This window comes from Pantoea sp. paga, assembly GCF_007558755.1.
GTDB lineage: Bacteria > Pseudomonadota > Gammaproteobacteria > Enterobacterales > Enterobacteriaceae > Pantoea > Pantoea agglomerans.
On record NZ_VLTF01000001.1, the window covers coordinates 201,738 to 220,177 of the forward strand.

The 18,440-nt window shown below is 56.8% G+C and carries 15 protein-coding genes; 6 read left to right on the forward strand and 9 right to left on the reverse strand.

The window, feature by feature from the left end; translation table 11 throughout:
* Window positions 1-3: 3 nt before the first annotated feature.
* The 6 genes from rsxD to ydgT all read right to left on the reverse strand — a co-directional run bounded on the left by rsxD (window position 4) and on the right by ydgT (window position 5,945).
* Window positions 4-1,062, reverse strand: coding sequence for an electron transport complex subunit RsxD (gene rsxD, locus FOV68_RS00990; RefSeq protein ID WP_143990181.1), 1,059 nt, complete (start codon window positions 1,060-1,062; stop codon window positions 4-6).
* On the reverse strand, window positions 1,063-3,900 hold the full coding sequence (gene rsxC, locus FOV68_RS00995) for an electron transport complex subunit RsxC (RefSeq protein WP_143990182.1): 2,838 nt from the start codon (window positions 3,898-3,900) through the stop codon (window positions 1,063-1,065).
* The gene (gene rsxB / locus FOV68_RS01000) at window positions 3,893-4,471 is read right to left on the reverse strand and encodes an electron transport complex subunit RsxB (protein ID WP_010245386.1); all 579 of its coding nucleotides are present in this window, start codon (window positions 4,469-4,471) and stop codon (window positions 3,893-3,895) included. The genes rsxC and rsxB overlap by 8 nt, the downstream gene beginning before the upstream one ends.
* Window positions 4,471-5,052: an electron transport complex subunit RsxA gene (gene rsxA, locus FOV68_RS01005; RefSeq protein ID WP_003853423.1), complete on the reverse strand. Its 582-nt coding sequence runs from the start codon at window positions 5,050-5,052 to the stop codon at window positions 4,471-4,473. Before rsxA ends, rsxB begins: the two co-directional genes overlap by 1 nt.
* A 123-nt stretch (window positions 5,053-5,175) precedes the next feature.
* On the reverse strand, window positions 5,176-5,619 hold the full coding sequence (locus tag FOV68_RS01010; protein WP_010245382.1) for a DUF2569 domain-containing protein: 444 nt from the start codon (window positions 5,617-5,619) through the stop codon (window positions 5,176-5,178).
* A 110-nt stretch (window positions 5,620-5,729) separates the two neighbouring features.
* On the reverse strand, window positions 5,730-5,945 hold the full coding sequence (ydgT, locus tag FOV68_RS01015; RefSeq protein ID WP_003853427.1) for a transcription modulator YdgT: 216 nt from the start codon (window positions 5,943-5,945) through the stop codon (window positions 5,730-5,732).
* Between the two features lie 687 nt (window positions 5,946-6,632).
* Between ydgT and ytfQ the strand changes: the two genes are divergently transcribed.
* From ytfQ to yjfF, 4 genes are all read left to right on the forward strand, one after another.
* Window positions 6,633-7,589 (forward strand): galactofuranose ABC transporter, galactofuranose-binding protein YtfQ, encoded by a 957-nt coding sequence (gene ytfQ / locus FOV68_RS01025; protein ID WP_010245380.1) that lies wholly within the window; start codon window positions 6,633-6,635, stop codon window positions 7,587-7,589.
* 76 nt (window positions 7,590-7,665) lie between these two features.
* Window positions 7,666-9,186: a sugar ABC transporter ATP-binding protein gene (locus FOV68_RS01030; protein ID WP_143990184.1), complete on the forward strand. Its 1,521-nt coding sequence runs from the start codon at window positions 7,666-7,668 to the stop codon at window positions 9,184-9,186.
* Window positions 9,179-10,195: a galactofuranose ABC transporter, ATP-binding protein YtfT gene (gene ytfT, locus FOV68_RS01035; RefSeq protein ID WP_010245375.1), complete on the forward strand. Its 1,017-nt coding sequence runs from the start codon at window positions 9,179-9,181 to the stop codon at window positions 10,193-10,195. Before FOV68_RS01030 ends, ytfT begins: the two co-directional genes overlap by 8 nt.
* Complete coding sequence (yjfF, locus tag FOV68_RS01040) at window positions 10,192-11,178, forward strand: galactofuranose ABC transporter, permease protein YjfF (RefSeq protein WP_010670080.1); 987 nt, start codon at window positions 10,192-10,194, stop codon at window positions 11,176-11,178. The genes ytfT and yjfF overlap by 4 nt, the downstream gene beginning before the upstream one ends.
* Window positions 11,179-11,222: 44 nt before the next feature.
* On the opposite strand, the gene FOV68_RS01045 is transcribed toward yjfF, so the two are convergent.
* The 3 genes from FOV68_RS01045 to FOV68_RS01055 all read right to left on the reverse strand — a co-directional run bounded on the left by FOV68_RS01045 (window position 11,223) and on the right by FOV68_RS01055 (window position 15,466).
* Complete coding sequence (locus FOV68_RS01045) at window positions 11,223-11,690, reverse strand: GNAT family N-acetyltransferase (RefSeq protein ID WP_143790063.1); 468 nt, start codon at window positions 11,688-11,690, stop codon at window positions 11,223-11,225.
* 382 nt (window positions 11,691-12,072) lie between these two features.
* Window positions 12,073-13,572, reverse strand: a complete 1,500-nt coding sequence (gene araA / locus FOV68_RS01050) for an L-arabinose isomerase (RefSeq protein ID WP_134160014.1) — start codon at window positions 13,570-13,572, stop codon at window positions 12,073-12,075.
* Window positions 13,573-13,762: 190 nt separating this feature from the next.
* Window positions 13,763-15,466, reverse strand: coding sequence for a ribulokinase (locus tag FOV68_RS01055; RefSeq protein WP_031591459.1), 1,704 nt, complete (start codon window positions 15,464-15,466; stop codon window positions 13,763-13,765).
* A gap of 365 nt (window positions 15,467-15,831) precedes the next feature.
* On the opposite strand from FOV68_RS01055, the gene FOV68_RS01060 reads away from it, so the two are divergent.
* A complete protein-coding gene (locus tag FOV68_RS01060; RefSeq protein WP_010245365.1) occupies window positions 15,832-16,815 on the forward strand; it encodes an arabinose ABC transporter substrate-binding protein in 984 nt (327 codons plus the stop codon).
* A gap of 99 nt (window positions 16,816-16,914) precedes the next feature.
* Complete coding sequence (gene araG, locus FOV68_RS01065) at window positions 16,915-18,435, forward strand: L-arabinose ABC transporter ATP-binding protein AraG (RefSeq protein ID WP_010245364.1); 1,521 nt, start codon at window positions 16,915-16,917, stop codon at window positions 18,433-18,435.
* The last annotated feature ends 5 nt before the right edge of the window (window positions 18,436-18,440 follow it).

Consider the following 18,440-nt stretch of genomic DNA (forward strand, 5'->3'; position numbering starts at 1 on the left):
CGCTTAATCCTTCTGATGGCCGTAAACGCGCGGCTGGGTGTAGTAATCGATGAGCGGCACGCAGATGTTCGCCAGCAGCACAGCAAACGCTACGCCATCGGGATAACCGCCAAAGCTGCGGATCAGCCAGACCAGCAGTCCAATCAGCGCGCCATACACCAGGCGGCCACGGTTGGTAGTCGAAGCGGTCACCGGATCGGTGGCAATAAAGAACGCACCCAGCATAGTGGCACCGGAGAAAAGATGAATCAGCGGGCTGTTCAGCGATTCTGGTGAGAAGAACCAGCCCAGCGTCGCGCAAAAGGCCAGTGACAGCAGCATGGCGGCAGGGACATGCCAGCGGATAGCATTTTTCCACAGCAGGAACAGGCCGCCGGCCAGATAACCTGTGTTAACCCACTGCCAGCCGAGGCCCGCCAGCACGCCGCTGTAAATCGGCTGTGCCAGCAGATGTTCAGCACTGTGCCCCGCGCGTAAACCAGTTTTAAACGTATCAAGCGGCGTCGCCTGGCTGATGCCATCGACACCTATCTGTAGCTGCTGCATGGTTTCACCCGCCAGCGTGTGGCCCTGGAACACCATGCTCAGGCTGTCCATCAGCCCGGGTTTGATCGCCTGAAGCGTATCGGGCGGCAACCAGCTGGTCATCTGCACCGGGAAGGAGATGAGCAGGACCACATAGCCGACCATCGCCGGGTTAAACGGGTTCTGGCCCAGTCCGCCATAGAGCTGTTTCGCAATGACAACAGCAAACAGGGTACCGATCACCACCAGCCACCACGGCGCCAGCGGCGGCAGGCTGATACCGATCAGGACGGCGGTCAGCAGCGCCGAGTTATCCGCCAGGGTGCTGGCAACGGGCGCTTTGCGCAGTCGCAGAATTGCCGCCTCTGTCAGCCAGGCAGTCAGCGTCGCCAGTAAGACCTGCAAAAAGGTGCCGTAGCCAAAGAAATAACACTGTGCAGCAAAACCTGGCACCGCGGCCAGCACCACCAGCAGCATGATATTGCCGGTGCTGCGGCGGTTATGGGTGTAAGGAGAACTTGCGATACGAAAAGCCATTTAATCCTCAAGCGTCGTAGACGACTGCGCTTTACGCGCTTTGGCACGGGCGATGGCGGCAGCAATAGCGGCCTTGCGCGCATCATCGGGTTGATTCAGTTCAGGTGCCTGTTCAGGTTCTGCATTGGCGTTATTTGCCTGCTCCTGAGCCTGCTCCGCTTTATCCACCGCAAAATGCGCGGCGGTGGCCAGTGCTGCGGCATCACGAGAAGCGGCATCCGCCTCACTTTCCGCCTGAGCGGCTTTCTTCGCTTTGGCACGGGCGATGGCGGCCTGAACCGCGGCTTTACGCGGATCGGTCTCAGCGGCGGCGTCCGGCACGGCTTCGGCAGCGCTGTCGGTTGCGGCCTGTGGTGCCTCGGCGTTTTCCGCCTGAGCGGCTTTCTTCGCTTTGGCGCGGGCGATGGCGGCCTGAACTGCGGCTTTACGCGGATCGGTCTCAGCGGCGGCGTCCGGCGCAGCCTCAGCAGCGCTGTCGGTTGCGGCCTGCGGAGCCTCGGCGTTTTCCGCCTGAGCGGCTTTCTTCGCTTTGGCGCGGGCGATGGCGGCCTGAACCGCGGCTTTACGCGGATCGGTCTCAGCGGCGGCGTCCGGCGCAGCCTCTGCAGCGCTGTCGCCTGCGGCCTGCGGAGCTTCGGCGGCTTCAGCCTGTGCGGCTTTCTTCGCTTTGGCGCGGGCGATGGCGGCCTGAACCGCGGCTTTACGCGGATCGGTCTCAGCGGCGGCGTCCGGCGCGGCTTCTGCAGCGCTGTCGGTTGCGGCCTGCGGAGCTTCGGCGTTTTCCGCCTGAGCGGCTTTCTTCGCTTTGGCGCGGGCGATGGCGGCCTGAACCGCGGCTTTACGCGGATCGGTCTCAGCGGCGGCTGGCGCAGCCTCTGCAGCGCTGTCGGTTGCGGCCTGCGGAGCTTCGGCGTTTTCTGCCTGTGCGGTTTTTTTCGCTTTGGCGCGGGCGATAGCGGCCTGAACCGCGGCTTTACGCGGATCGGTCTCAGCGGCGGCGTCTGCAGCGCCGTCGATTGCGGCCTGCGGAGCCTCGGCGTTTTCCGCCTGAGCGGCTTTCTTCGCTTTGGCGCGGGCGATAGCGGCTTCTACTGCGGCTTTACGCGGATCGACACTGGCCTCAGCCTGGTTATTTGCCGCATCAACCGGCACTGTTTTCTTCGCTTTCGCCCGGGCGATAGCCGCTTCAACTGCCGCTTTACGCGGATCGACGGTCTGACGCGTCACCGGCTGGGTTTCAGCCTGCGCCTCGGCCTGACGCAGACGCGCCTGTGCATGGCGGGCTTCACGCTGAGCTTCAAGCGTTGCCTCATCCGGTTCGGCCGCCTGGCGGGCTTTCACCCGCGCTTTGGCCGCAGCCAGTTCGCTGGTATCGGTGCGGGCAACGCGTTGTTTGGCCTCTTCATGACGCGCTTCACGAGCCAGCTTTTCACGCTCAAGCCGCGCCTGGCGGGCTTCGAAGCGTGCTTTGGCTTCCAGCGTGCGTTTCGCTTCCAGATCGATGGCGCGCAGTTCCGCTTTTTCCTGACGGTAATATTGCACCAGCGGAATATTGCTCGGGCAGACATAGGCGCAGGCACCACATTCGATGCAGTCATCAATATGGTGAGCGCGCGCTTTATCATGATCGCCGCCCTGGCTGAACCAGTAAAGCTGCTGCGGCAGCAGTTTGGCCGGACAGGCATCGGCACAGGCTGAACAGCGAATGCAGGACTGCTCTTCGTCGTTGTTGCCCATCTCACTGGCAGATGGAGCCAGAATACAGTTGGTGATCTTCACTACCGGCACATCCAGCGATGGCAGGGTAAAGCCCATCAGCGGACCGCCCATGATCACCATCTGACGCGGGGCAGGTGTGAACCCGACCTGGTGCAACAGATGACTGATTGGGGTGCCGAGACGACTCCAGACGTTACGCGGCTGGGCGATCGCCTCGCCGGTCAGCGTCACAACGCGTTCGGTGATCGGTTCACCATTGATAATGGCCCGTTTAACCGCCCAGGCGGTGCCGACGTTCTGCATCAGCACGCCGATATCGGAGGAACGCCCGCCATGCGGCACTTCCTTCCCGGTCAGGATGCGGGTCAGCTGCTTGGCTCCGCCGGAGGGATATTTGGTCGGGATGACCCGGATTTGCAGATCGCGCTCGCTACCCAGCGCCTGCTTCAGTGCGGCAATGGCTTCAGGCTTGTTATCTTCAATGCCAATCAGCACCTGTTCAGCCTGTAACACCCAGGCGAGAATACGGCTGCCTTCCAGGACTTCAGCTGCGTAGTCCTGCATCAGACGATCGTCAGCGGTGATATAAGGCTCACACTCCGCCGCATTAATAATCAGCGTTTTAACCCCGCGAAGGCCACCTTTCAGCTTGGTAGCGGTGGGGAAACCCGCGCCGCCGAGACCAGCGATGCCGGCGTCGTGAATGCGCTGCACAATGTCGGCGCGCGGATGCTGACGGTAGTCAGGCAGCGGATCCAGCGGTATCCAGCGGTCGTCGCCATCTGGCGTCAGGAAAATGCAAAGCTCGGAGAGACCCGAAGGGTGCGCGGTCATATGCTGACCGATATCTTCAATCACGCCGGAGGTGGGCGCATGGACCGGCAGCATGCGGCCGGTGCCAAATGTCAGAGGCTGACCGCGCAGCACTTTGTCGCCAGGCGCAACGCAGATCTCACCTTCATGTCCGATATGCTGTTTCAGCGGGATAATAAAACGGTGCGGCAACGGCAGTTCGCTGAGCGGCGTGTCGTTGGACTGGGTTTTCATTTCCGGCGGATGAATACCGCCCTGAAAATCCCAGACCTTCTCTTTTTTCAGGAAGTTAAACAGATTAAGCATGAGTTTCTACCGGGATCACCCGTACAGGAATGGTATTTAAATCCCACTTCCAGTTAGCTGGGGTGGTGGCAACCGGACGCATTTCAATACAGTCAGTCGGGCAGGGCGCGACACAGAGATCGCAGCCGGTGCAGACATCGCTCAGCACGGTGTGCATGGCGCGGGTTGCCCCGACAATGGCATCCACCGGACAGGCCTGAATACATTTGGTGCAGCCAATACAGTTGGCTTCATCAATAAACGCCACGGTGCGCACTGGCTCTTTCGCCGTTTCATCACCATCAATGGGCTGCGGTTCAACGTTAAGCAGCGCGGCCAGCTTGAGCATGGTCTGCTCACCACCTGGCGCGCATTTATTGATCGCTTCACCATTGTTGCCGACCGCATCCGCATAGGGGCGACAGCCCGGATAGCCGCACTGACCGCACTGGCTCTGCGGCAGAATGGCATCAATCTGCTCAACGATAGGATCTTCTTCGACCTCAAAGCGGCGCGAGGCGTAACCCAGCAGCGCACCGAACACCAGGCTCAGCGCACTTAATACGGCAACAGCAATCCAGATCGCGGTCATCAGAATTTCACCAGACCGCTGAAGCCCATAAACGCCAGCGCCATCAGGCCCGCGGTAATCAGGGCGATGGAGTTACCTTTAAACGGAGCAGGAACATTGGCCAGCACCAGCCGTTCGCGCATACCGGCGAACAGGACCATCACCAGTGAGAAGCCGATAGAGGCACTGAAACCATACAGCGCGGCCTGCATAAAGGTGTGGTTAAGGTTGACGCTCAGCAGCGGCACGCCCAGCACCGCACAGTTGGTGGTGATCAGCGGCAGAAAGATACCCAGAAGACGATAGAGCGACGGGCTGGTTTTACGCACCACCATTTCGGTGAACTGCACCACGACGGCGATCACCAGGATATAGGCCATGGTACGCAGATAGACCAGATCCAGCGGCAACAGGATCAGATGGTTGACCAGCCAGGCGCAGATCGAGGCCAGAGTAATGACGAATGTCGTGGCGAGGCCCATGCCAATGGCCGTTTCCAGTTTTTTGGAAACGCCCATAAAAGGACACAGGCCGAGAAACTTCACTAATACGAAGTTATTCACCAGCACGGTGCCAACAAAGAGAAGCAGATAATCGGTCATTTTTTCGCCTGGGAGCCAGAAAGCGGCTTATTATCATTGATAGCGCGGCGTATCTCAACACCTGCGCCATCCGCTGAGCGGCAGACCGCACTCAGAATTAAATTCCTGACATAACTCACAGCGTTACGGCGCGATAAAGGTCGTTTTTACCCGTTTTGAGCGTTTGAAGTAGGGCGCAAACACCGCAGCGGCCAGCAGCGACAGCAGTAATGTCTGGAGGGCACGGCTATCGGTAACCGGCGTAAAGGCAAAGGTTTTCAGCGCCAGCAGCACGGTAATCAGCAGCCAGAGCAGATAGTGACGCGGCAGGCGGCGGGAGCGCTTAAAGAACAGCCAGCTGATCCAGAGACTATAAGCCCAGACCGCCACGGCGGTGAGCAGGGAAATAGCCCAGTAAGAGAAGAGTGTGCTGCCGTGAGAAAACAGCGCCACACGCCATTCCGGATTAAACAGTGGTGTCAGATACATCGCCAGCACCAGAACGGTGGTTAACAGGGTCATTATCAGCCAGGCCAGCGGCAGCAAAAGCCAGCCACCAATACGCGGCGCAGCAACCTGTTCATTCATCGTGGTTATTCCTGTCTCGGGGAGTCGAAGCGCAGCAGAATAACATGTCCAGAGGGGCACGCCCATCCGGACAAGATCAGCGGGATAAACAGCGATAAATCAGCCGGAAATCAGACCACGTAGCGCCACACCGTTTTAGGGACACAGCCGAGATCATATAACCGTCCGCCAGAGACCAGTTCAGCACGTCGGTGATCGGCAGCCCGGTACATATTGATGATTTCCAGATCATTCGTCAGGGAGTAATTAAGATGATCGAAAAGCTTTTCCAGACTGTCTGAATTATTTACTTTGCGGAATTTAAGCAGGTAATCGTGCGCAGTCATCATTGCCATAACAGATAGAAGTAACAAAGGAGTACTCAGTATAGGGGGCAAGCTTATGCTGTCCAGATCATGCGGCTTAAAAAAGGCGAAAATCAGATAAAAGCACCTTATTAGTCACTAAAACTCCAGATCTGGCTTTTTTACTATTGTCTGAGCCAGCAACTCAGCGTCTCTAACTTAAACACCTCACTAACTAATTACGGACAGAGCCGGCATAGAGCGTTTAAAAGCAGAGGTTAAATATTATTTTTTTTCTTATTCAGCGCTGACAATGCATTAGTGGCTTCTTTCTCACCCTTTTAGCCCAAAAAAATTAGCCATTCTGCACTTAGTGCCAGAGAAACGTTTCGCGCCTGACTCAGGCCAGCGATCTACTGTGCGGACTATCACAAATCCCATTTTTTGTTCATCGCAGGCCGGATAACCCGTTTTGTACGCCTGGCTGTAATCGTTTCCAGTGGCAGTAAGCATAAGCGATTCTGTTTATTACAATTATTTAACGAGCAGATTTTTTCTACTCAGCCGTTTTATCCATAACTCCCTCGTCAGTCAAACCGTGTGACTACACGTAACCCCTTTAAATTGCTCTATTTTGTGAAGTGTGTCGCCATTATGCACGCTTTTTTAGTCCAGTCTAAGCAGGCTCTCTACCCTAAACAGCAAACGCCTTTCAGAGGATTAAAAACTATGTGGAAACGTTTACTTCTGACCACGCTGGTCAGCGCCGCGTTAACCGGCCCGGTACTCGCTGCAGATATGACGGTCGGCTTCTCGCAGGTAGGTTCGGAATCTGGCTGGCGTTCGGCGGAAACCAACGTAGCGAAAAGCGAAGCCAAAAAACGCGGAATCACCCTGAAAATCGCCGACGGACAGCAGAAACAAGAGAATCAGATCAAAGCGGTACGTTCGTTCATCGCTCAGGGCGTTGATGCCATCTTCATCGCACCGGTGGTGCAGACCGGCTGGGAGCCGGTACTGGAAGAAGCCAAAGATGCCAAAATCCCGGTTTACCTGCTGGACCGCGCCATTGTGGTGAAAGACAAATCGCTCTATCAGGCGGTGGTGACGGCTGACAACGTGCTGGAAGGCAAGCTGATTGGCGACTGGCTGGTGAAAACCGTGGGCGACAAGCAGTGTAACGTGGTGGAACTGCAGGGCACGGTGGGTGCCAGCGTGGCAATCGATCGTAAGAAAGGCTTTGCTGAAGCGATCAGCAACCATCCAAATATTAAAGTGATCCGCTCGCAGTCGGGTGACTTTACCCGCAGTAAGGGTAAAGAGGTGATGGAGAGCTTTATCAAGGCGGAGAACAACGGCAAAAACATCTGCATGGTTTACGCGCATAACGATGATATGGCGATCGGTGCCATTCAGGCGATTAAAGAAGCTGGCCTGAAACCGGGCAAAGATATTCTGACCGGCTCGATTGATGGTGTACCGGATATCTATAAAGCGATGCTGGCGGGTGAGGCTAACGCCAACGTGGAGCTGACGCCAAACATGGCTGGCCCGGCGTTTGATGCGCTGGAAAAATTCAAGAAAGATGGCACGCTGCCGCCAAAAGTGATCAAGACCGAATCTAAGCTGTTCCTGCCTGCCGACGCGCAGAAGGAGCTGGATACCAAAAAAGGCATGGGTTACTGATTCACCGATCAGCCGCAGACCAGCCGCAGACCGCCCTACGGGGCGGTTTTTCATGACGTGAGGCGGAGTGAGCAGAATGACCACGCAAAATGAAACACCGCTGTTATCCATCAGCGGCGTCAGCAAAGGTTTTCCCGGCGTCAAAGCGCTGAATAATGTTTCCTTTGATATCCGTAAAGGGGAGATCATGGCGCTGCTGGGGGAGAACGGTGCCGGCAAATCCACCCTGATCAAAGTGCTGACCGGTGTTTACAGCCGTGATGCAGGGACCATCACCCTGAATGATGAGCCGATTACGCCGCATAACACGGCGCAGGCGCAGGAGATGGGCATCGGCACCGTTTATCAGGAAGTGAATATGCTGCCGAATATGTCGGTGGCAGATAACCTCTATATTGGCCGCGAACCGCGCCGCTTTGGCATGATCGACCGTCGCCGGATGGTGCGGGAGGCCGATGCGCTGATGCGGAATTATGGTTTTTCCCTCGATGTAACACGTCCGCTAGGCCACTACTCGGTGGCGATGCAGCAGATTATCGCCATCTGCCGCGCGGTCGATCTTTCCGCCCAGGTTTTGATCCTGGATGAGCCGACAGCCAGTCTGGATGCCAGCGAGGTTGAGATGCTGTTTACCCTGATGGCGCAGTTAAAAGCCAAAGGGATGAGCCTGATTTTTGTGACGCACTTTCTCGACCAGGTGTACCGCATTACTGACCGGATTACCGTGCTGCGAAACGGGCAGTTTATCGCCACCCGCGATACCGCCACGCTGCCGCAGATTGAGCTGATTAAGCTGATGCTGGGTCGCGAACTGCTGGAGACGGCGCTGCAGCGGCAGGGCAGCACGCTGCGCAGCAATCAGCCGGTGGTGTCGTTTGAAGATTACGGCAGGAAAGGCACCATCGAGCCCTTTAATCTGGAAGTTCGTCCAGGCGAAGTCGTAGGACTGGCGGGGCTGCTGGGTTCGGGCCGCACCGAAACCGCCGAGGTGTTGTTTGGTATTCGTCGTGCCGACCGAGGAACAGCGAAGATCAAAGGCAAGGTGCAGCGCATTACTAATCCGGCGAAAGCCTCGCAGCTGGGCATGGGTTTTTGCCCGGAAGATCGCAAGACTGACGGGATTATTGGCGCGGCCTCGGTTCGTGAAAATATTATTCTGGCGTTGCAGGCGCAGCGCGGCTGGCTACGGCCGATTAAAAAGCGCGAGCAGCAGGCGATTGCCGATCGTTTTATCAAGAGTCTGGGTATTCGTACGCCGCATGCAGAGCAGCCGGTGGAGCTGTTATCGGGTGGCAACCAGCAGAAGGTGCTGCTGTCGCGCTGGCTGGTGACCAAACCGCAGTTTTTAATTCTCGACGAACCGACGCGCGGCATTGATGTGGGCGCGCACGCCGAGATTATCCGTTTAATTGAATCCCTGTGCGCCGACGGTCTGGCGCTGCTGGTGATCTCCTCTGAACTCGAAGAGCTGGTCGGTTATGCCGATCGGGTGTTGATTATGCGCGATCTGAAGCAGGTGGCAGAAATTCCGCTGGAGCAGCTTTCGGTAGCGTCGATCGTCAATGCTATCGCGGACGGAGGGGTAAAACATGCTTGAGTCCCCTATGACATCTGAAAAAACGCCACGTCGTAAGCTGAAACTCCCGCCTGGGATGCCGCAAATCGCCGCGCTGCTGTTGGTGCTGTTGATTGACAGTCTGGTGGCCAATAACTTTTTTGCCGTGCATCTGCAGGATGGGCGTCTGTTCGGCAGTCCAATCGATATTCTTAACCGTGCGGCACCGGTTGCCCTGCTGGCGATTGGGATGACGCTGGTGATCGCCACCGGCGGCATCGATCTTTCCGTGGGTGCGGTGATGGCTATCGCAGGCGCGACGGCTGCGACATTGACCGTAGCCGGACATGGTGTGCCGTTTATTATTCTCTGCACGCTGGGAACCGGTTTAGCCTGTGGCGTATGGAATGGCGTGCTGGTGGCACTGCTGCGTATTCAGCCATTTGTTGCCACGCTGATTCTGATGGTTGCCGGGCGCGGTATCGCTCAGCTGATTACGCAGGGGCAGATTGTGACGTTCGACAGTGACAGTCTTGGCTGGTTTGGTAACGGCTCGCTGTGGATGCTGCCGGTCCCGGTCTGGATCACGCTGGTGGTAGCGCTGGCGGTCTGGCTGCTGACGCGCAAAACCGCGCTGGGTCTGTTTATCGAAGCCGTGGGGATTAACCTGCGCGCGGCCCGTAACGCGGGTGTGACAGGCTGGCTGGTGGTGATGTCAACCTACGCCATAAGTGGCGTTTGTGCCGCTGTTGCGGGACTGATCGTCGCGGCGGATATTCGCGGTGCGGATGCGAATAACGCCGGATTATGGCTGGAGCTGGATGCGATTCTCGCCGTGGTGATTGGCGGTGCGTCGCTGATGGGTGGCCGCTTTAATCTGGTGTTGTCGCTGATAGGCGCGCTGATTATTCAGTCGATGAATACCGGGATTTTGCTCTCCGGCTTCCCGCCTGAGCTGAATCAGGTGGTGAAAGCGGTGGTGGTGATGTGCGTGCTGTTACTGCAGTCACCACGGTTTATTGCGATGTTGAAACGGAGACGCCCGACATGATTAAACGTCATCTTCCGCTGATGATCACTTTGCTGGTGTTTGTGGCGGGTTACCTGTTTTGTCTGAGTCAGTTTCCGGGCTTTGCCTCCACCCGGGTAATCTGCAATATCCTGACCGATAATGCTTTCCTTGGGATTATCGCCGTCGGCATGACCTTCGTGATTTTATCGGGCGGTATCGATCTGTCTGTGGGTGCAGTGATCGCCTTTACCGGCGTGTTTCTTGCCCGGGCGATCGGTGATTTTCATATCGATCCCTTGCTGGCCTTTGCGCTGATTCTGTCGCTGGGCGCGCTGTTCGGGGCCATGATGGGCTGGCTGATTGATGCGCTGAAGATTCCGGCATTTATCATTACGCTGGCGGGGATGTTTTTCCTGCGCGGATGCAGTTATCTGGTGTCGGAGAACTCAATTCCTATCGATCATCCGTTCTACAGCATGCTTTCCAGTCTGGCGTGGAAAGTGCCGGGCGGTGGGCGTCTCAGCCTGCTGGCGGTGATTATGCTGGTGGTGGTGTTTGGCGGGATTATTCTGGCGCACCGCACGCGCTTTGGTAACCGGGTTTACGCCATCGGTGGCAATATGACATCCGCCCAGCTGATGGGCGTTTCGACCCGCGCGACCACCATTAAGATTTATATGCTTTCCACCACGCTGGCGACGCTGGCCGGGATCGTGTTCTCGATTTATACCTCGGCAGGTTATGCGCTGGCCGGGTTGGGTGTGGAGCTGGATGCTATTGCGTCAGTGGTGATTGGCGGCACGCTGCTGTCGGGTGGTGTGGGTACAGTTTTGGGCACGCTGTTCGGTGTGTTGATTCAGGGGCTGATTCAGACCTGGATTAACTTCGACGGTACGCTGAGTTCCTGGTGGACCAAGATCGCCATCGGAATTCTGCTGTTTGCGTTTATCGCCCTGCAGCGGTTACTGACGGTCATCTGGGATCGTCAGCAGAACGCGCCCGTTAAGCGATTACCTTCCTGAGTTCTTCAGTACTCCGGTCAATGGCGGCTCGCAGGAGCCGCCTTTTACTGCGCAAGATGCAGCACCATTACCGTGACCTCTTCACCCGCGATTTGCCGCTGTTCCACCGCCTGCCACCCTGAACGCTGATAGTACGCCTGTTGATCGGGTGTATAGAGCCACAGTTCACTAATCTGCTGTTGTCTGGCTCGCGCAATCGCCTGCTGTATTAACGCTTTTGCCACGCCCTGACCCCGGAATGCCTTGTCCGTCACCACCTCACCAATCCAGAATTCTCGTGCCGGAATGTCATCCAGTTCATAGCGAATGACGCTACAGGTCGCGACCACCGTTTCACCATCCGGCGTGGCAATAAGGGTAAATTCTGCCGAAGGTTTCTGATTGCGCTGTTTTAAACGCTCAAGGATGGCAGGCGGGTGAGACCATACAGGAAGATGTGACCATTCAGTGTGCAACAGTTGTGCGGTTTGTCCGGCGAAGCCGGGATGTTGGTTTAGCTCGGCAATTTGCATGGCGCTGGCGACCTTTGTTTTTGTCAGGCTACAAGCAATACAGGCTGGTGGGGGAAAGTGCAAGAGCAGGAATTTAGCTTTTAAAACAATCACTCAGATCTAAAATAAAGGAGGGAATGATGGGCAGTGGAGTAAAGCGTCCGCCGCATGGACAAAAACGCCGGGAGCGTTTTTGAACAGCGCGAAGCGTTGGCCCGCTCGCGGGCGAGCCTCATGGATAAGGCGAGTAGACCGGCGGCCGAGCCTACAGGGATGTATTTACGGCGACTTTACGGAACGCCCGCCATTCCCGACTGAATAGCACTGATTTTCAAACAAACGGCGCTTTACCGTCTATGAATCAATCTTTTTCATAGACAATTAAAGCGCCAAAAAACAGTTTTTAACGTTTCAAACGGTAATACGCTTCGTTCCAGCGCAGCGCGTCTTTAAACGCAGGTAAACGCGTGTGCTCATCAATCACCAGCACTTCGATATCGTTCATCTCACCGTACAGATACATATCATCCAGCGTCAGCGCCTGACTGAACACCGTATGGTGCGCGCCGCCGCCCAGAATCCACGCTTCGGATGCGGTCGCCAGTGACGGCTGGGCTTTCCACAGTGCGCGCGCAACCGGCAACTTCGGCAGCGGTTTCGGCTGTTCGATAGCATCCACCACGTTAACCAAAAGACGGAAACGATCACCCATATCAATTACGCTGGCGTTAATCGCGCGACCCGCTGGTGTTGAGAAAATCATGCGCGCCGGGTCGGCTTTATCACCAATGCCCAGGAACTGCACATCGATCAATGGCTTCTCTTCAATGGCAATCGACGGGCAGACCTCCAGCATATGTGAGCCGAGGACCAGATCGTTACCAGGTGAGAAGTGATAGGTGTAATCCTCCATAAAGGAGGTGCCACCTTTGCGATTGCCAGCCAGCACTTTGAAAATACGCAGCAGCGCAGCGGTCTTCCAGTCACCTTCACCTGCGAAGCCATAACCCTGACCCATCAGACGCTGAACCGCCAGACCTGGCAACTGCGTCATGCCGTGCAGCGTCTGGAAGTTGGTGGTGAAAGCGTGACAGCCTTCCGCTTCCAGGAAACGCTTCAGACCCAGCTCAATGCGTGCGGCATCCAGCACGTTCTGACGCTTTTCGCCGCCTGAAGCGGCGACATCGGTAAAGCGATAAAGGCTTTCATATTCGTCGACCAGCGCATTCACGTCGCCATCGCTGACGCCATTGATCACCTCAACCAGATCGCCGACACCCCAGCCATTCACCGAATAACCAAACTGAATCTGCGCGGCGACTTTATCGCCTTCGGTCACGGCCACTTCACGCATGTTGTCGCCAAAACGCGCGACTTTCAGCTGCTGACTGGCCTGTTTTGTCAGTGCTGCACGCATCCAGTTGCCGAGGCGCTGCTGGCTGGCGCTATCCTGCCAGTGACCGGTCACCACGCTATGCTGCAGGCCCATACGTGCGCCGATGAAACCGAACTCGCGGCCGCCGTGTGCGGTCTGGTTCAGGTTCATAAAGTCCATGTCCATGCTGTCCCACGGAATCTCCGCATTGAACTGGGTATGGAATTGCAGCAGCGGCTTATTCAGCACGCTCAGGCCACCGATCCACATTTTGGCCGGGGAGAAGGTGTGCAGCCAGGTAATGATACCGACGCACTCCTTGTCATAATTGGCGTCGCGACACAGGGCCAGCGCTTCATCCGGTGACTTAACCAGCGGTTTCAGCTCCAGACGCAGCGGTAAACCGGCCTGATTTAAACCCTCGACCACCTGACGTGCATTCTGTTCAACCTGGCGTAACGTCTCCGCCCCGTAGAGGTGCTGCGTGCCGATGACAAACCACACGCTGTAGCTGTTTGACTGTTCCATAAACCACTCCTTTACTTTGAGCCTACCCAATAGGCTATTTTATTTGTCAGTCTGAACCTGGACAGTGCTCACACAGGCTGCTTTAGCAACCTGAACGCCCGTCAGGGCGGCCCTGAAAGGGCGAGCGTAGCGAGTAATCCTGTACGCTCCGGTTGTTCCGCGCTGTCCGTGTCCAGACTGCCTGCAACAATTACGCCTGGTGGGATAGGCTCTTAGCGGAAGCGGGGCGGGCGGCATATTGCGGTTCAGCCGCCACGCACCACTGTTGATAGCGTTGATAAAGTTGTTGATAGCGGGCGACGCGCGCCGGATCGGGCTGCAGCGTCACGGCAATCGGACTGGCCATCACCTGCTGGGCGTCGGGAACGCTGGCGTGCACACCGGCGGCGACGGCGGCGAAAATGGCCGCACCCAGCGCACAGCACTCGTCAGAGGCGACGATATCCAGTGGGCGGTTCATCACATCGCAGCAGGCCTGCATAATCGCCGGGGATTTCCGCGCGATGCCGCCCAGGGTCAGAATGCTCTCGACCGGGATCTGCTGCTGTTCGAAGCACTCCATAATTGCGCGTGCGCCAAATGCGGTGGCGGCGACCAGACCACCAAACAGCGCGGGGGCATCGGTGCCCAGATTGAGGTCGGTAATCACCCCTTTCAGTCGCTGATTGGCATTTGGCGTGCGGCGACCGTTAAACCAGTCCAGTACCACCGGCAGATGGTCGAGCTGCGGGTTCGCGGCCCAGGCCTCGGTCAGATCCTTAATCAGACTCTTTTGCATCTCAGCCAGCTGAGGCTTCAGCTCCGGATGCTGCTGCGCCGCCAGCTGCAATGGCCAGCCCAGTAAACGGCTGAACCAGGCGTAGATATCACCAAAGGCAGACTGACCCGCCTCCAGCCCGATAGCGCCTGGCATTACGCTGCCATCGACCTGACCACAGATGCCTTTGATGTCGCGATCGCCGACCTTTTCAGTATCCGCAATCAGGATGTCGCAGGTTGAGGTGCCGATCACTTTCACCAGGGTATAGGGTTTGGCACCGCCACCGACCGCGCCCATATGGCAGTCAAATGCGCCACCCGAAAGCGTCACGGTTTGCGTCAGGCCAAGACGCTGCGCCCATTCGGGGCTAAGCGTGCCGACAGGCAGATCAGCGGTCCAGGTATCGGTAAACAGAGGAGAGTCGAGCTGCTGCGTTAACAGCGGGTCCAGCGCATTGAGAAAATCGACATCGGGCAAACCATTCCAGTCGCCGTGCCACAGCGCCTTGTGCCCGGCCGCACAGCGGCCGCGGCGCAATTTGTCAGGTGCGGTGGTGCCACTTAACAGGGCTGGCACCCAGTCGCACAGCTCGACCCAGGAGACAGCGGCGTCACGCACGGCCGCATCTTCACGCGACACGTGGAGAATCTTCGCCCAGAACCACTCTGAGGAGTAAATCCCGCCAATGTAGCGGCTGTAATCCTGGAAGCGGCCGCTGTGGCACAGCTGATTAATCTCTTCTGCTTCTTCTATAGCGGTGTGATCTTTCCACAACACAAACATCGCATTGGGGTTGTCGGCAAACTCCGGACGCAGCGCCAGCACGTTGCCGTCGCGGTCAATAGGGGCAGGGGTCGAACCGGTGCTGTCAACACCAATGCCGACCACGGCGTTGCGCTGATCTTCACTCAGTGCATTCAGCACGCCGAGCAGTGCCTGCTCCATGGCGTCGATGTAATCCTGTGGATGGTGACGAAAACGGTTAGTGTGCGGATCGCTGTATAAGCCCTGTTGCCAGCGCGGATAGCTGAACACCGCACTCTGCAGCTCTTTGCCGCTATGACAATCCACGGCCAGCGCACGCACCGAATCACTACCAAAGTCCAGCCCAAGGGTGATGGCTCCAGCACGCATCGGAATCTCCTGTAGTTAGTTAACTCCTGTATCCTGGGTTCGCCGCGCCAAATCAGTTAGTCATCGCTGGCTGACAATATGCACTTTTCTGTCATCGGCAGTGATTTTGTGATCCATTGCAAAAGTTAAGGTCCGGTTAAATTTGCTGAATATATGGATCATTTTGTCGTGATTTTAAGATGTGATACCGCTCTACATTTTTCTTCGCTAATACCGCTAAAACTAGCCCAGCGTCTGGACAGTCTGTCAGCACATGCCAGCCTAACGCACTGATTTATGGCTGTACCCACAAAACAAAACAAACTGGTAGCGTTTACACCGATTCGTTATTAGCAGCGAAAAATAACCTGGTACCGGAGAGCATCATGCATAAATTCACTAAAGCGTTCGCGGCCATCGGCCTGGCAGCGGTTATGTCACAATCCGCTATCGCCGAGACCATGAAGCTGGGATTCTTAGTCAAGCAACCAGAGGAACCCTGGTTCCAGACTGAATGGAAATTCGCCGACAAAGCGGGCAAAGATCTTGGCTTTGATGTCATTAAAATTGCCGTGCCGGATGGTGAAAAAACCCTGAATGCCATCGACAGCCTGGCGGCTAACGGCGCGAAAGGTTTTGTTATCTGTACGCCCGATCCGAAACTCGGCTCTGCCATCATGGCAAAAGCGCGTGGCTACGGTCTGAAAGTCATCGCGGTCGATGACCAGTTCGTCACCGCCAAAGGCAAACCAATGGATACCGTGCCGCTGGTGATGATGGCCGCGACCAAAATTGGTGAGCGTCAGGGTCAGGAACTCTATAAAGAGATGCAGAAACGCGGCTGGGATGTGAAAACCACCGGCGTGATGGCGATTACCGCCAACGAACTCGACACCGCTCGTCGTCGTACCGGCGGCTCCATGGACGCCATCAAAGCCGCTGGCTTCCCGGCAGCGCAGATCTACCAGGTCCCCACCAAATCTAACGACATCCCTGGCGCGTTTGACGCCGGTAACTCTCTGCTGGTTCAGCATCCTGAAGTCAAACACTGGCTGATTGTCGGCATGAACGACAACACCGTGCTGGGCGGCGTGCGCGCGACCGAAGGTCAGGGCTTTAAAGCGGCTGACGTCATCGGTATCGGCATCAACGGCGTGGACGCCATCAGTGAACTGTCGAAAGAGAAGGCAACCGGCTTCTACGGATCGCTGCTGCCAAGCCCGGATATCCACGGCTACAAAAGCAGCCAGATGCTCTACAACTGGGTCAGCAAAGGTGAAGAGCCACCGAAATTCACCGAAGTTACCGATGTGGTGCTGATCACCCGTGACAACTTCAAAACTGAACTGGCGAAAAAAGGACTGATGTAACCCTGAGCCTGCCAGGCAGTTTGTCGCCTGGCATCCTTAATAGCCAATTTCGCGCCGCCCGCCATAACTGGCCGGTGGCGCGAAAGAGTGAGGAAAAACATGAACACTGATTCAGCATTTCTGTCGTTTCATGGCATCAGTAAAACCTTCCCTGGCGTCAAAGCGTTGCAGGACATCTCCTTCGACTGCCGTGGCGGTGAGGTCCATGCTCTGATGGGCGAGAACGGCGCAGGCAAATCGACGCTGTTAAAAATACTCAGCGGCAGTTATCAGCCGAGCGGCGGTGAGATTCGTATTAAAGGCCAGCCGATGAGCTTTCAGCGCACCACCGATGCGCTGGACGCGGGCGTCGCCATTATTTACCAGGAACTGCATCTGGTGCCGGAAATGAGCGTGGCAGAGAACATCTATCTCGGTCAGATCCCGCACAAACATGGGCTGGTCAACCGTAAGCTGATGCGTTTCGAGGCGGGCCTGCAACTGAAAAATCTCGGCATGGATATCGATCCCGATATGCCGCTGAAATACCTGTCGCTGGGGCAGTGGCAGATGGTGGAGATTGCCAAAGCGCTGGCGCGTAACGCGCGCATTATCGCCTTTGATGAGCCAACCAGCTCCCTGTCGGCGCGTGAAATCGACAACCTGTTCCGCGTCATCCGTCAGCTCCGCGAGGAGGGCCGGGTGGTGCTCTACGTTTCGCACCGCATGGAGGAGATCTTCGCCCTTAGCGATGCCATCACCGTCTTTAAAGATGGCCGCTACGTGCGGACGTTTACTGACATGGCTAACACCCATCACGACGATCTGGTGCAGGCGATGGTGGGACGAAACCTCGGTGATATCTATGGCTATTCACCGCGTGCCAAAGGCGCGGTGCGGCTGGAGCTGGATAAGGTCGAAGCGAAGGGCGTGCGGACGCCGATTTCGCTGAAAGTCCATGCCGGTGAAATTGTCGGCCTGTTTGGCCTGGTCGGTGCCGGTCGCAGTGAACTGCTGAAAGGGCTGTTTGGCGGCACGCGTCTGCGCGGCGGTCAGGTGATTCTGGACGGCAAACCGCTGCCGCTGCGGGAGCCGATCGATGCCATCCGTGCGGGCATTATGCTCTGCCCGGAAGATCGCAAAGCCGAGGGCATTATTCCGGTGCATTCGGTGCGCGACAACATCAACATCAGCGCCCGCCGTCATAACCTTACTGCGGGCTGCCTGATTAAAAACGGCTGGGAAAATAAAAATGCCGACAGCCATATCCGCTCGCTGAACATCAAAACGCCCAGCGCCGATCAGCTGATCATGAACCTTTCCGGCGGCAACCAGCAGAAGGCGATTCTGGGACGCTGGCTGTCAGAGGATATGAAAGTAATCCTGCTGGATGAGCCAACGCGCGGTATCGATGTTGGTGCCAAACATGAAATCTATAACCTGATTTATCAGCTGGCGAACCGGGGCATTGCGGTGCTGTTCGCCTCCAGCGATTTACCGGAAGTGATGGGCCTGGCCGATCGCATCGTGGTGATGCGCGAAGGTGCCATTGCCGGTGAACTGCTACACGACGACGCCACGGAGCAGCAGACGCTGAGCCTGGCGATGCCCAAAACCACTCAAGCGGCCGCCGTGGCCTGACAGGA

Coding starts and splice junctions, on each gene's coding strand:
- rsxD (WP_143990181.1), bottom strand. CDS start 1,062: ATGGCTTTTCGTATCGCAAGTTCTCCTTACACCCATAACCGCCGCAGC.
- rsxC (WP_143990182.1), bottom strand. CDS start 3,900: ATGCTTAATCTGTTTAACTTCCTGAAAAAAGAGAAGGTCTGGGATTTT.
- rsxB (WP_010245386.1), bottom strand. CDS start 4,471: ATGACCGCGATCTGGATTGCTGTTGCCGTATTAAGTGCGCTGAGCCTG.
- rsxA (WP_003853423.1), bottom strand. CDS start 5,052: ATGACCGATTATCTGCTTCTCTTTGTTGGCACCGTGCTGGTGAATAAC.
- FOV68_RS01010 (WP_010245382.1), bottom strand. CDS start 5,619: ATGAATGAACAGGTTGCTGCGCCGCGTATTGGTGGCTGGCTTTTGCTG.
- ydgT (WP_003853427.1), bottom strand. CDS start 5,945: ATGACTGCGCACGATTACCTGCTTAAATTCCGCAAAGTAAATAATTCA.
- ytfQ (WP_010245380.1), top strand. CDS start 6,633: ATGTGGAAACGTTTACTTCTGACCACGCTGGTCAGCGCCGCGTTAACC.
- FOV68_RS01030 (WP_143990184.1), top strand. CDS start 7,666: ATGACCACGCAAAATGAAACACCGCTGTTATCCATCAGCGGCGTCAGC.
- ytfT (WP_010245375.1), top strand. CDS start 9,179: ATGCTTGAGTCCCCTATGACATCTGAAAAAACGCCACGTCGTAAGCTG.
- yjfF (WP_010670080.1), top strand. CDS start 10,192: ATGATTAAACGTCATCTTCCGCTGATGATCACTTTGCTGGTGTTTGTG.
- FOV68_RS01045 (WP_143790063.1), bottom strand. CDS start 11,690: ATGCAAATTGCCGAGCTAAACCAACATCCCGGCTTCGCCGGACAAACC.
- araA (WP_134160014.1), bottom strand. CDS start 13,572: ATGGAACAGTCAAACAGCTACAGCGTGTGGTTTGTCATCGGCACGCAG.
- FOV68_RS01055 (WP_031591459.1), bottom strand. CDS start 15,466: ATGCGTGCTGGAGCCATCACCCTTGGGCTGGACTTTGGTAGTGATTCG.
- FOV68_RS01060 (WP_010245365.1), top strand. CDS start 15,832: ATGCATAAATTCACTAAAGCGTTCGCGGCCATCGGCCTGGCAGCGGTT.
- araG (WP_010245364.1), top strand. CDS start 16,915: ATGAACACTGATTCAGCATTTCTGTCGTTTCATGGCATCAGTAAAACC.